This window comes from Acidimicrobiales bacterium, assembly GCA_036491125.1.
GTDB lineage: Bacteria > Actinomycetota > Acidimicrobiia > Acidimicrobiales > AC-9 > AC-9.
Map to the genome: position 1 here is coordinate 1 of DASXCO010000147.1, position 12,941 is coordinate 12,941.

Here is a 12,941-nt window from a genome sequence, read left to right on the forward strand (position 1 = left end):
GACGGTGCAGGCGTCCAGCTCACACATCGGGGTGCAACCAGGTGACGGTCTCGTCGGCCGCTTCGGGGACTCCGTGCTTCTCATAGCGGGACCGACCTCGGAGGGCGATCCCTTCGTCGAGGACCTCGTGGCCACCGTCGAGGCCGGCGCCGCCGAAGGGGCGCTTCCCGGCGCGGCCCTGGCGCACCGCATCGGTGAGCTGCTCTTTCGCTCCGGATCGGGGGACGTGGCATCGTTCGGCGTGGTCGCTCCGGTCGAGGGCGGCGTCCTCGTGCTGCTCCACGGCGAGGTCGACGCGGAGATCGTCGAGGCATCGGGAGCGCGTCGCCTGTCCGGTCGACAGGCTGTCACGTGGGTGGATCAGGTGGTCCGGGCGCCGTTCGACAGCGTGGCGCTCACCGAGGCGCCGGCGGGGTCGGTGTCGATCCATCCGCACTCCGACCTCCGGGTGGGGATCGTGCCAGGGGCGGGGTTCGTCCTGACACCCACAGGGGACGCCGGCGGTCACCAGGCGGTGTCGCCCCGGGTCGTCGGATCGGAGGACGACGAGCTGCCGGCGACGGAGGCGGTGCACGCCGCCATGGCAGCCGCAGACGACGCGATCGTGCCGGACGTGGCGAGTCGCGACAGCAGACCGCTGTTCGATCAGGCGGCCGAGCAGACCCCCGCACAGGCCGAGCCCGTGCCGGCCAACGGTGTGCCGATCGGTCCCGAGTCACCACAGGGTGCCGAGGATGAGCCGAGTGCTCCACCACACCGATCCACCGCCACCATGGCGACGACGGGGGCGGCAGGGGTGCTGGTCGATGAGGAGGGGTCGCGGACGCCCCTTGCCGGTGGGTACGTGCTGGGGCGTGAGCCGAGCGCGGACGAGGCCGTGCGGACCAACAAGGCCTCGCCGCTCCAGGTCGACGATCCAGATCAGCTCGTCTCGCGGGTCCACGCCCATGTGTGGGTCGATGGCGGCAGTGTCTTCGTTCGCGACGCCTCCTCGGCCAACGGGACGTTTGTTGCCGCCCCGGGGGCCAGGGACTGGACGCGTGTCGGCCAGGAACGAACGGAGCTGCCGCTGGGTTGGAGCATCCGTCTCGGGGGTCGCGTCTTCACCCTCGAGGACGACAATGTCGGCCGCGGTCGAGGCTCCTCGCTGTAGCTCCGTGGACACCTCATCGGAGGCGCGCCGCATTGCGTTCATCTGCGCCATGCCGATGGAGCTCCGGCCTCTGGCCCGCAAGCTGTCTTTGCACCGGACCAAGGTCGGCGGTGTGACCGCCTCCTCGGGGACGCTCGGCGACCGTGAGGTCGTCGCCATCGTGACCGGGATGGGACCCAAGCTGGCGACCGAGGCCACCAGCCGGCTCCTGGACGCGGTGCTGGTCGAGCATGTCGTCGTCGTGGGCATCACGGGCGCCGTGGAGAACGACACCCCCATCGGGACGCTCGTCCGCCCCGAGGCCGTGGTCGACGGCGCGACGGGCGCCGAGCACCGGCCCGCTCCGCTGGGGGACGGGACGGCGAAGGGGAAGATGTGGACGACCGAGACGCTCATCACCGACGCCGACGTCATCTCCGGTCTGCGAGCGCAGGGCGTGGTCTCGCTGGACATGGAGACGGCGGCCATCGCCGATGTCTGCGAGCAGCGCGGCATCCCGTGGTCGGTGTTCCGGGTCATCAGCGACCGGGCGACGGACGGAAGCATCGACCAGGAGGTCTTCGGGCTCAGCAACCAGGACGGGACGGCGAACGGGGCAGCGGTCGCCCGATACTTCCTGCGCCACCCGGGGCGGATACCGCAGATGGCCCAGCTGGCCAGGGGCGCGAAGCTCGCCACCGAGGCCGCCGCTGACGCTGCCATACGCGCCTGCTCGCCGTCGTAGCCGTGGAGCTGTCGCTGTTCGAGGAGGTCGCCGAGGCGTTGCGGGCGCTGCTCCTCAGCGACCTGGGCCGGATCCGCTGCCGGTGGCACCGTTACGGCATCAAGGTCTGGTTCGGCCCCGAACGGCCTCCACGCGAGCACTACGAAGCGCAGGTCATCGGTCCTGACTACGTCGAGCAGGCCACCGTCCTCGCCCTCGAGGTCGGCTTTCATGCCGAGCACCGGGACGCGGCGGACAACGATCGGGTCATTGCCCGCCTGCTCGACCAGGAGGACGAGTGGCGCCCGAAGATCGGCGCCGATGCGGTGGTCGGACCGTTTCTCGGTCGGGCCGACACCTGGCGCCGGGTGTCCGAGATCTGGGCCGACCCCGACCTCAGCAGCACCGACCTCGCCTTCGAGGTCGCCTCGCGTATCGGCGAGTACGCCGTCGCGCTCGAACCGGTCCTGCGCCAGGGAGGCAGGGCCGGCTAGCCGGTCTCCCGGGCAAGGTGTATCGCCCTAGCGGGCTCCCCGTGGGCCCAGCACCAGAAGGGCCACGTCGTCGTCCGGGGGGCGATCGGCCCACAGCCGGGCCACGAGGTGTCTGACCAGCGCCTCGGGGGCCTGGTCGGGGGCGCCCAAGAGGCCGAGCAGGCCGCGCTCGCCCAGGATCGTGCCGTCGGGCTGGCGCATGTCGGTGACGCCGTCGGTGTAGAGGACGAGCTGCTCGCCGGGATCGAGGCGCACGTCGAGCTCACCGATCCTGACCTCGTCGAGGGCGCCGATCAGAGTACCGGTGACCCGCACGGGGGCCGGTGGCGAGCCCGGTCGACGCAGGATCGGCGGCGGGTGGCCACCGGTCGCAAGGCGCAGCACGGCGCCCTCTCCGTCCAGGCGCAGCGTACCGGCGACGACCGTGCAGAATCGCTCCCCCTGCGGCTCGTCGACGGCACCGAGCAGGAGAGCAGCGTTGAGTCCCCGCAGCCAGGCGGCGGGCCCCGTCCCGGTGAGGCTAAGGGCGCGGAAGGTCGCCCTGGCGACCCCGTTGAAGGCGGCTGCCTCGGCGCCGAGGCCACACACGTCGCCGACCGCGAAGCCCCAGACTCCGTCCTCGAGCGGCCACAGGTCGTAGAAGTCACCGCCGACTTTCTCGGCTGCTGGCCGATAGGCGACGGCCACGTCGATCCCCGGGACGATTGGCAGGGCCGGAGGCAGGAGCCCGCGCTGCAGGGCCTGCGCCACCTCGTTCTCGTGTTGGTAGAGCACGGCGTTGTCGACGGCCATTGCCGCTCGCTGGGCCAAGCCGAGGGTGACGGCCAGGTCGCCCTCGTCGAACCGGGTTCGGGATCCCGTCCGGGTCAGCACGATGGCACCGAGGGTGCGGCCGCGAGCCGTCATCGGGACAGTGATCGCCGAGCGGATGTCGAGCTCTCGAACGATGTCGATCTGGGGCTGGTCGAAGCCAGACTGGCTCAGCAGCTGGTCGGTCACCTCGGCGTAGAGCTCCGCCCGCCCGGTGGCGATGACCCTCGGCACACCGCCCGGGGCCCGGTCGGGCGAAATGCTGACGTCGAGGTCCCACGCCTGGTTCATCGCGTTACCGCCCGCACTCGAGACGGCCACCATTCGGATGTCCCGTCGCTCCGCCAGGTACACGGCGCACCAGTCGGCCACCGTCGTCACCGCCTGCTCGGCGACCGTCCGCAGCGTCTGCTCATAGTCGAGGGACTCGGCCAGCACCCTGCTGGCGTCGGCCAGGAAGACCAGCTGGTCCGCTGCCGCCCGCTCCTCCTCGAGCAGCCGGACGCGGTCGAGCGCCTGCGCTCCCTGCCCGGCGAGGGCGACGATGAACGCTCGTTCATCGGCGTCGAACAGACGCGGCTCGGCGAACGAGAACCTGATCGCCCCGACCGAGGAATCAATGGTGAGCGGTACGGCGCACAGCGACCCCGTCTCCGGCTCCAACCTCCGCACGTCCGGGAACCTCCTGTCGAGCTCGTCGGTCGACTCCAACCACACCGGCCGGCCGGTGCGGAGCGCCACCGCCGCCGGTAGGTCCGACTCCTCCGGTTGGTCCCTCAAGGCCGAGACCAGCTCATCGGGGTAGCCGACCGCTCCGGGCAGGGCCAGCGTGGTACCCGCCGGTACCAGCAGGCCGCCACCGATGGCCCCAAGGGCGGGAACGGCCTCTTCCAGGACGACGTGGGCGACCTGTTCGGACGAGCTGGCGGCGGCCAGTGACGCGCTCACACGGTGGAGCCGAGCAGCGCGGCCAGCCGCCCGTTCGGCGTCCGCGAGCAGATTCAGCTCGTCCAGGAGCCGATCTTCGAAGCTCTGCGACGCCTCTGGCGGGAGACCCTCGACCGAGCGCCTTACCTGTCGGCTGAGCTCATCGATGTACCAGCGCCGGAAGACCCTGTGCTGGGGCGGGGTCTCGAGCGAGAGGAGTCGTCCAGCGTGACAGTAGGCGTCGGCTTCATCGAGCGCTTCCAGGTAGCGTTTGCCGTTCTCGATGGCCTGGGGTGTCAGCCGGAGGCGGAGATGGGTGCGCGCGTCGCCGGCGGCCTCGGCGGCGAGCGCCTGCTCCTTCAGCTGGCGGCGGAGCTCGCTGAACTGCGTGGTGACCATGGTGACGAGCCGAGCCAGCTCCTCCGGCATTCTCGCCGTTGCGCCCACCTCGGCGCCCACGAAGGCCAGGGTGAGCTCGCGGACGAGGTTCTCGGTGTGGACCTTCGCGGCCAGCAGCAGCTTGGTCGGGACGTCGCCGAGATCGACCTCCACCGCGTCAACGGGCCCCTCGGTGTCGGCCCAGGCATCAATGAGCTCGTCGGGAGCCAGGAAGGCGCCCAGGAGATCGTCCGCGTGCTCAGAGGCGTCCCCCGAGGCGTCCCCGGACAGCTCCGCCCACACCTCCTTGCCGGGCCCGTTCCGCTCCACGCCCCGGCGGACGGTCAGGGCCTCGACGACCATCAGGCCGCGACCGGTCATGGCCGTCTCGCCGGTGTGGTTGCGCCCCGGCCGCGTCGCCGATGAGTCGAACACGGTGAGCCGCACGCGATCGCTCCCGACGTCGATGCCGAGCCGGATGGGCGGGGCACCGTGGAGCAGCGCGTTGCTGACCAGCTCGCTCGCGACCAGTTGGGCGTCGTTGGTCAGATGGGCCAGGGGGGTCCCCGACAGCGAGGCCGCGACCGCTCGTCTCGCCTCGCTCGAGGCTTCGTGCCTCGAGGACAACTCCAGGTTTCGTGCGCCCATCCCCTCACTCCTGGCCGCAAGGATAGGCCCGGGCGCCCGGTAGGGTCCGCTGCGTGACCCGCATCGTCGCTTTCGTCCCCGACCTCATGGACCGGTCCCGCCTGAGTGGGACGCCCGGCCTCGAGTTGGTCGACCGTCTGGCCGACGTGGCGGCGGCGGCCGCCGGAGCGCAGCTCGTGCTCCTTGATCTGTCCCGGCCGGGGGCCCTCGATGTGGTGCCCACGGTGGCCCCGACGCCCGTCGTCGGTTTCGCCAGCCACGTGGATCGAGAGCTGCTCGAGGCGGCGAGACGGGCCGGCTGCGCCCGTGCCGTGCCGCGGTCGGCCGTCCTGGCCCGCCGCGGTGGCCTCGACCGCCTGCTCGACGAGCAGCAGGATGCCGGACCGACCGATGACGGACCGACCGATGACGGACCGACCGATGGCGGAGCGACCGTTGACCGATAGCGTCGAGCGCTTCTCCGGGTTCGCCGCGCTGTATGACCAGGTCCGCCCGGTTCCTCCCGTGGCGGTGACCGAGCTGCTGACCCAACTGGCGCGCATCTCCCGACCGACCCTGGTGGTCGACATCGGCAGCGGCACCGGCGTGTCCGCCGTCATCTGGACCGGACGCGCCGATCGTGTGGTGGCCGTCGAGCCCAATGAGGACATGCGGGCGACAGCCGCGGCCCGGCTCAGGCCCGACTCGGGAACCGAGTTCGAGATGCGTGACGCGCGAGCCGCGGAGACAGGTCTGCCGGACGCCAGCGCCGACGTGGTGACGTGCTCACAGTCGTTGCACTGGCTCGATCCGGAAACGACGTTTCTCGAGGTAGCTCGGGTGCTCCGTCCGGGTGGCGTCTTCGCCGCCTTCGATTGTGACTGGCCGCCGGCGATCGACTGGGAGGTGGACGCCGCCTACGAGCGCATGGACGACGCCACGCGACGCCTCGAAGCGGCGCTCGGCGTCGTGCCGACGCGATGGGCGAAGTCGGGCCACCTCACCCGGATGCGGGACTCGGGCCTGTTCCGGTGGACGACCGAGCTCGCCCTCAGTCACGTGGAGTCCGGCGGCGCCGACCGGCTCGTCGCTCTGGCCGAGACCCAGGGAGGCGTCGTGGCCCTGCGCCAGGGCGGCGTGGGCGACGAGGACATCGGTCTCGAGGACCTCCGGCGTGCAGCCACGGCCGTGCTCGGATCGGAGGTGCGGCCGTGGTGGTGGACCTATCGCGTCAGAGTCGGCGTCGTGTAGCCCGGCCGCTCCGGCCGCGACCGCTCAGGCGCCTACCCGGTCAGGTGCCTACGGCTGCTGCCCGGCGTAGTAGGCGCTGGCGTCGCCCCGGAGGGCCACGCTGGGTCGGCCGTCCACGCCGACAGGGATGGGGCCGGCGACCGTGACCCGCTCGCCTCGGCGACGGGCCTTGCCGTAGTCGTGGATTGCGTAGTGCTGGGTGGCCCGGTTGTCCCAGATGGCGAGGTCGCCGACCCGCCACTTCCATCGGACCGTGTTCTCGGGCCGGACCACGTAGTCCTGGAGAAGGCGGATCAGGTCGCGCGACGCCTGAGGCCCGAGGCCGACCACGGTCTGCGCGAAACCCCCCAGGACCAGCGAGCGCTCACCGGTCTCGGGATGGACACGTACCGCCGGATGCTCGGTCTGATACACGGTGGAGACGAACTGGCGCTGGTGCGACTGCACGGCGTCGGTCCCGCTGTCGGTGTCCTCGGCTGCGCTCCGGTAGCCCTGGGCGTTGGTGTGGACGATGCGCAGCTTGTCCGCCAGCTCCCGTAGCTCGGCCGGAAGGTCCTGGTAGGCGCTGACCGTGTTGGCCCAGATGGTGTCGCCCCCGAGATCCGGGATCACGACGGCGCGCAGCATCGTGAACGCCGGCGGTTGGTCCACGAAGGTGACGTCGGTGTGCCAGAAGTTGGTGCGGACGCCGACGGCCGAGTCGATCTCCTCGAGATGGGGCTGGTCAGGAGGCGACGCCAGGGTGGGATGGCCGAGCGTGAGGTCGCCGAAGCGGCGGGCGAAGACGACCTGGGCCTCGTAGTCGAGGCGCTGGTCGCGGAGAAAGCCCACCCGGTGCTCGACCAGGGCCCTCCGGACCTGGGCCACCGTCTCGCTGCTGAGGTCGGCAGCGGTGTCGACGCCCCGGATCTCGGCGCCGATCCTCCCTGCCAGGGGCTCGACGGTGAGCTTCACGGAGGCGTCGGTGGTGGTCGTCACGTCGTGCTGCCTCCTCTGCCGCCGATTTTCGGCCCGATCAGTCATCGTTCAGCGACCGGGCCCGCCGTGTCAAGGGAACCGCTTCTCGGTTGGGTGTCGATATGGCGAGCTGCGCGTTCGTCGTGGGAGCGAGACCCGACGTCAGCCCGGCCCCGTCGGGCGCGGTGGGATGCGGCGGGCGGGTGCCCGGCCAGCAGGCTGCTCGGGCGCCGGGCGGGTGGGAAGCCGGGGAAGGCGACGCTTCACCGTGCGCTTGGTCTCGAGCGAGACCTTCTCGCCGTGGTGGGAGATCTCCATCGGGGGCCCCTCCATCAGGAGGTAACTGGCTTCTCGCTGGTTGATCTCGACCTTCACCAGCCGCCCCTTGAAGGTAAGTCGAAAGCTCATCCGGGTCAGGGCCTGGGGCAGGCGCGGCGAGAACCTGAGGGTGCCGTCGTGGTCGTCTGCGCCACCGAAGGCGCCGATCGGCGCCATGCACGCGCCGGCGAGTGAGGCGATGTGAAGACCGTCCCTCGTGTTGTGCTCGAGATCGTCCAGATCCATGAGCGCTGCTTCACCGAAGTAGTCGTAGGCGAGCTCGACGTGACCGACCTCGGCGGCCACGACCGCCTGGGTGCAGGCCGAGAGCGAGGAGTCACGTACCGTCAACGCCTCGTAGTAGTCGAAGTCACGGACCTTCTGCTCGTCGGTGAAGGCGTCACCGCGAGTCTGGATGGCGAGCACCAGATCCGGCTGCTTGACCACCTGCTTGCGGTAGAGCTGCAGGTACGGGAAATGGAGGAGCAGCGGGTAGTCGTCGGGGTCCGTGGCCGAGAAGTTCCACCGCTCGTGGGCGGTGAACCGATCCGATTGCGGGTGGATGCCCATCGCCTCGTCATACGGGATGACGACCGTCCGGGCGGCGTCACGCCAGGAAGCGACCTCCTCGGGACCCACTCCGAGCTCCGCGGCGCGGCCGCGATGACGCTCCGCGGCGTCGGCCGCGGCCCGGAGATTCTGCTGGGCCATCAGGTTGGTGTAGACGTTGTTGTCGGCGACGGCGCTGTACTCGTCGGGACCCGTCACCCCGTCGATGCGAAAGCGGCTGTCGGCACCGTGGTGTCCGAGCGAGCGCCAGAGTCGAGCCGTTTCCACCAGCAGCTCGATCCCGATCTCGCGTTCGAACGCTTCGTCCTCCGAGACCTTCTGGTATCGGATCACGGCGTCGGCGATGCCGGCGTTGATATGGAACTGCGCCGTCCCCGCCGGCCAGTAGCCCGAGCACTCCTCGCCGCTGATGGTCCGCCATGGGAAGGCGGCGCCTTGCAACCCGAGCTGTCTCGCCCGTGTGCGGGCCAGGTCGAGCGTGGCATGTCGCCAGCGGAGGACGTCGCCGGCCGCTGCCGGGTAGGTGTAGCTGAGAATCGGCAGCACGAACATCTCGGTATCCCAGAAGGTGTGGCCGTCGTAGCCAGGGCCGGTCAGGCCCTTGCCGGGGATGGCCCGTTGCTCGCCTCGGGCCCCGGCCTGGAGGATGTGGAACATGGCGAAGTGGACGGCCTGCTGAAGTTCGGCGTCGCCCTCGATCTCGATCTCGCCGCGCTCCCAGAAGTCGTCGAGGTAGGCGCGTTGCGCGTCGACCAGACCGTCCCAACCGGTGTGCTGGGCCTCGGCCAGCGCCCCCTCCACCTGGGCCCGCATGGCGGGCTGCGAGCGTTGCCCCGACCATCCGTAGGAGAGGAACTTGACGATTCGAAGGGGCTTGCCCGGTTCCACGTCAGCGGTAATCGTCGCCCGTCCTAGGTCTTCCTCGCTCTCCACGCTGACGGTGGTGCCCGGCGGGCCGTCGACGACGTGGTCCATGCCCGCTGCCATCCGCAGGCCGCTGGCCCGGGTGATGTGACACAGCACGACCCTGTTGTCCTTGGACATGTGGTCCTCTGAGCGAAGCGGCGCGCTGAGCGCGGCGGCGGCGCGAGGGTCAGGGTCCAGGATGGCGGGTGGCTCGTTGGCGACCAACTCCGACTGGACGACGACCCGGGTGGCGCCGCCGTCGACGGGCTCGACCTCGTAGAGGACTGCCGCCACGGCTCGCTGGACGAAGGACACCAACCGTGTCGTGGAGAGCCGAACCTCACGACCGACCGGCGAGACCCATTGTGCTTCTCGACGGAGCACTCCGGCCCGTAGGTCCAGCACCCGCTCGTGAGAGCGGAGCTGCCCGTAGCGGACGTCGAACGGCTCGTCGCCGACGAGGAGCCGGAAGATCTTCCCGTTGGTGATGTTGACGACGGTCTGGCCCGCTTCCGGGTTGCCGTAGGAGGTCTCGGCGTAGCGCAGCGGCCGCGACTCGTAGAAGGCGTTGAGGTACGTACCGGGAATGTCGGCCGGCTCACCCTCGTCCAGGTTCCCCCGGAGTCCGAGGTGCCCGTTGGACAGGGCGAACACCGACTCGGTCTGGGCGAGGACGTCCAGGTCGAGCTCGGTCTCGCGCAGCACCCAGGGCTCGACCGCGAACGCAGGGTGGGGGATCACGGTCGATCGAGCAGCTCGGCCTCGAGGTCGAACAGACACGCCGCCACGTTCGTCGGAGGACCCAGCATCGGCTCGAATTGTAGCGGGGACGTCCACACGACTCACCGGCCGGGCGGGGCACTTTGCCGCCCCGGCGTCGGGATGCCGGGGCGCCGTGGCTCGACTACCTTCTCGCCGTGGTGGAGGAGAAGAGCACGACGGTGCGGCGCACGTGAGGGAGACCAAGCCGTCGTTCACGGCCCGCCGGGTGGCCGTCACCCGGGCCACGCTGACGAGGCCCGAGGTGCCAACGGGGGACGCAGACGCCGAGGTCCGCCTCTACCAGTCCTTGGGGGGATTTCGTGTGAGCCTGGGGGACAGGCAGCTGCGCCGTCACCTCGCGGTGCGCACGGCCTTCTTCGACCGGGAGACGCTGGACGCCTTGCGCGCTGGTGTCCAGCAGGTCGTGCTCGTCGGCGCCGGCTACGACGGGCGGGCACTGCGGTTCGCCAGCCCCGATGTTCGGTGGTTCGAAGTGGACCACCCGGCGACGCAGGCGGACAAGCGGGCCCGGCTGGCCGCCATCGGAGCTCCGTCCGCCCAGACCGCGTTCGTGGCGGTCGACCTCGTTCACGACGACCTGGTGGGCGCGCTCGGGGCTGCGGGATACGACTCCACGAAGCCGTCGCTCTTCGTGGTGGAGGGGCTCCTCGGCTACCTGCCTCGGACCGTTACGAACGCGTTGCTCGAGAGCCTCCAGGAGCTGGCAGGTCCCGGGAGCCGGCTGGCGGTGGCCTTCCCGACCACTCGTCCCGACGCCGCGGGGCCCGAGCGGCTTCGGCGTCGTGTGCGAGGTCTGATCGTCGCAGCTCTGGGCGAGCCCTGGCTCACCAGGTTCACTCCCGACGAGCCCGAGCAGCTGCTGGCCCGGTCAGGCTGGACCGTGGCCGTCGACGGCGACAAACCGGTGCGCTACAAGGGTCGCAACGGCGTTCTCCTGGGTGCCGTGCCGGTGGCTGCCGACGCTGCGTGAGCGCCCCCAGCCCTACCGGGGACCCCGCGGCCAGAAGTCGCGCCCGAAGCTGGCTGGAGTGGGTTCGTGTCGGACCGGGGCCGGCGGCACACGCAGGGCACCAGCGGCCATCTCCGCTGCCCGCACCGGCCGGTAGGTCGGCGTCCACATCGCGTCGCGCACCTTCGCCTCCAGGTCGCCATCCACGGCGGCCCGGGCGACACCGTCGCGCCTGGCGGCGTCGGCCACGGCGACGGCCACGGCCACCGAGGTGTCGCGCAGGTCCTCTATCTGGGGAAGGAGGGACGCACCGGGCGTGGTCGGGTCGACGAGATCGGCGATGGCTCGGGCGGCGGCGACGATCATGCCGTCGGTGATGACCGTGGCCCGGGCGACGATCGCACCGAGACCCAGACCGGGGAATGCCAAGGCATTGTTGGCCTGCCCGATCACATAGGTCACTTTCTCGTAGGTGACTGGGTCGAATGGACTGCCGGTCGCGACGAGTGCCCGGCCGCCCGTCCACCGGATCAGGTCCGCAGGAGCCCTCTCGCAGAGGGGCGTCGGGTTGGACATGGGCAGGATGATGGGCCGGTCAACGTGGGCCGCCATCTCCCTCACGATCTCCTCGGTGAAGGCGTTGGTGCGCGTCGAGGTGCCGATGAGGATGGTCGGATGGACCCGGCGAACGACCTCGGCGAGGTCGATGCCACCGACCTCGTTGTCGCGGGTCCACCCCGCGACCTCGCTCGTCGGACGGGCGTAGGACCTCTGGAAGTCCTGCAGATCGCCCATGTCATCGGTGAGCAACCCGTGTCGATCGAGGCACCAGAACCTCGCCGTGGCCTCGTCCCGGGTGAGCCCCTCTGCGGTCATGGCGTCCCGCATCTGGTCGGCAATGCCGATGCCGGCGGTACCGGAGCCGAAGACCACCACCCGGTGGTCCGCGAGGGTGACGCCGGACATCCGGGCGGCTGACAGCACGGCGGCCAGGTTGACGGCGCCGGTGCCCTGCATGTCGTCGTTGAACGTCAGCACCCGCCGTCGATAGCGCTCGAGGATCCTGCGGGCGTTGCTCGTGCCGACATCCTCCCAATGGAGCAGCGCGTTGGGGAAGAGCCGCCTCGCCGTGTTGACGTAGGTCGCGATGAACTCGTCGAAGGCCGTCCGCGACACCCGGGGGTGCCGGTTTCCCAGATAGAGCGGGTCCTCGAGCAGGCTCTGACGGTTTGTTCCCACGTCGAGCATGACAGCCAGGGTGCGGTCGGGGTGGATGCCCGCCGCCGCGGTGTAGACCATGAGCTTGCCCACAGCGATCTCGATACCTCCCACGCCCCAGTCCCCGATGCCGAGGATGGCCTCGGCGTCGGTCGCCACGATGAGATCGACCTCGTCGGGGCCGAGCCCCATCTCACCGAGGGACGGCCCCACGAGCTCGGGGGAGTCGACCGAGAGATAGACGCCGCGCGGTCGCCGGTACTCGCGGCTGTACAGGGTGATGGCCTCTCCGATCGTCGGGGTGTAGACGATCGGGAGCATCTCCCGAAGATGATCGGACAGCACCCGGTAGAAGAGCACCTCGTTGCGGTCACGAAGATCTGCGAGGTGAATGTTCTTGGCGAGGTCGGTCGGCTGCGCCTGGTACTGGGCGTACGACAGATCAGCCTGCTCCTCGAGCGTCAGGACCGAAGGCGGCAGCTGCCCGATCAGGCGCAGCGCTCGACGCTCCTCGGGGGTGAAGGCTGTTCCCTTGTTCAGGCGGGGGTTTTCGAACACCTGACGCCCCCGGAGCGTCGTCTCCCACGCCCCGTCGTCGCTCAACCACATCGTCTGCATCGGGTCCCCCCCTGCCGACGCCTCCAGGCGTCTGCCCACCATTGTGACGCCGAGGGCGAACGAGTGTGGGCTGGAGACTCCTTCCCGGTCCAGGGGTACGGTGGATTCCCTGAAACGGCGGCGCGATCCTCGCATCAGGGAGCATCTCGACACAGACCGAGCGGCGGTTGATCGGCGGGCAGCGGCGGCGCTCGACCGCCATCCTCGGACGGCACGCGCCGCCGAGCTGCTCGGCCGAGTCGCCCACGAGCAGTCCGAGGAACGGATCGGCCTCGCCGC

General features: G+C 70.4%; 10 protein-coding genes. 6 read left to right on the forward strand and 4 right to left on the reverse strand.

Going from position 1 to position 12,941, the window contains the following annotated elements; all coding sequences use genetic code 11:
- The 3 genes from VGF64_11625 to VGF64_11635 all read left to right on the forward strand — a co-directional run.
- On the forward strand, window positions 1-1,153 hold a 1,153-nt coding region (locus VGF64_11625), incomplete at its 5' end, for an FHA domain-containing protein (GenBank protein HEY1635400.1).
- 4 nt (window positions 1,154-1,157) lie between these two features.
- Window positions 1,158-1,877, forward strand: a complete 720-nt coding sequence (locus VGF64_11630; protein ID HEY1635401.1) for a hypothetical protein — start codon at window positions 1,158-1,160, stop codon at window positions 1,875-1,877.
- 2 nt (window positions 1,878-1,879) lie between these two features.
- Entirely contained in the window at window positions 1,880-2,350 is a 471-nt protein-coding gene (locus tag VGF64_11635; GenBank protein ID HEY1635402.1) for a hypothetical protein, read from the forward strand.
- A 27-nt stretch (window positions 2,351-2,377) separates the two neighbouring features.
- On the opposite strand, the gene VGF64_11640 is transcribed toward VGF64_11635, so the two are convergent.
- Window positions 2,378-5,113 carry a SpoIIE family protein phosphatase gene (locus VGF64_11640; protein ID HEY1635403.1) on the reverse strand — a complete coding sequence of 912 codons (2,736 nt, stop codon included), beginning with the start codon at window positions 5,111-5,113 and terminating at the stop codon, window positions 2,378-2,380.
- A 53-nt stretch (window positions 5,114-5,166) separates the two neighbouring features.
- Between VGF64_11640 and VGF64_11645 the strand changes: the two genes are divergently transcribed.
- Together VGF64_11645 and VGF64_11650 are read left to right on the forward strand one after the other, a co-directional pair.
- The gene (locus tag VGF64_11645) at window positions 5,167-5,559 is read left to right on the forward strand and encodes a hypothetical protein (GenBank protein ID HEY1635404.1); all 393 of its coding nucleotides are present in this window, start codon (window positions 5,167-5,169) and stop codon (window positions 5,557-5,559) included.
- Complete coding sequence (locus tag VGF64_11650) at window positions 5,549-6,343, forward strand: methyltransferase domain-containing protein (GenBank protein HEY1635405.1); 795 nt, start codon at window positions 5,549-5,551, stop codon at window positions 6,341-6,343. Before VGF64_11645 ends, VGF64_11650 begins: the two co-directional genes overlap by 11 nt.
- 48 nt (window positions 6,344-6,391) lie before the next feature.
- On the opposite strand, the gene VGF64_11655 is transcribed toward VGF64_11650, so the two are convergent.
- Both VGF64_11655 and VGF64_11660 read right to left on the reverse strand, forming a co-directional pair.
- The gene (locus VGF64_11655) at window positions 6,392-7,321 is read right to left on the reverse strand and encodes a TauD/TfdA family dioxygenase (GenBank protein ID HEY1635406.1); all 930 of its coding nucleotides are present in this window, start codon (window positions 7,319-7,321) and stop codon (window positions 6,392-6,394) included.
- A gap of 141 nt (window positions 7,322-7,462) precedes the next feature.
- A complete protein-coding gene (locus VGF64_11660) occupies window positions 7,463-9,835 on the reverse strand; it encodes a glycosyl hydrolase family 65 protein (protein ID HEY1635407.1) in 2,373 nt (790 codons plus the stop codon).
- Between the two features lie 211 nt (window positions 9,836-10,046).
- On the opposite strand from VGF64_11660, the gene VGF64_11665 reads away from it, so the two are divergent.
- Window positions 10,047-10,847 carry an SAM-dependent methyltransferase gene (locus VGF64_11665; GenBank protein ID HEY1635408.1) on the forward strand — a complete coding sequence of 267 codons (801 nt, stop codon included), beginning with the start codon at window positions 10,047-10,049 and terminating at the stop codon, window positions 10,845-10,847.
- A 12-nt stretch (window positions 10,848-10,859) separates the two neighbouring features.
- On the opposite strand, the gene VGF64_11670 is transcribed toward VGF64_11665, so the two are convergent.
- On the reverse strand, window positions 10,860-12,662 hold the full coding sequence (locus VGF64_11670; protein ID HEY1635409.1) for an NAD-dependent malic enzyme: 1,803 nt from the start codon (window positions 12,660-12,662) through the stop codon (window positions 10,860-10,862).
- Window positions 12,663-12,941: the final 279 nt, after the last annotated feature.

Bases quoted from the DNA above. Each gene is read 5' to 3' on its own strand.
- VGF64_11670 (HEY1635409.1), bottom strand. From the start codon at position 12,662: ATGCAGACGATGTGGTTGAGCGACGACGGGGCGTGGGAGACGACGCTC.
- VGF64_11640 (HEY1635403.1), bottom strand. From the start codon at position 5,113: ATGGGCGCACGAAACCTGGAGTTGTCCTCGAGGCACGAAGCCTCGAGC.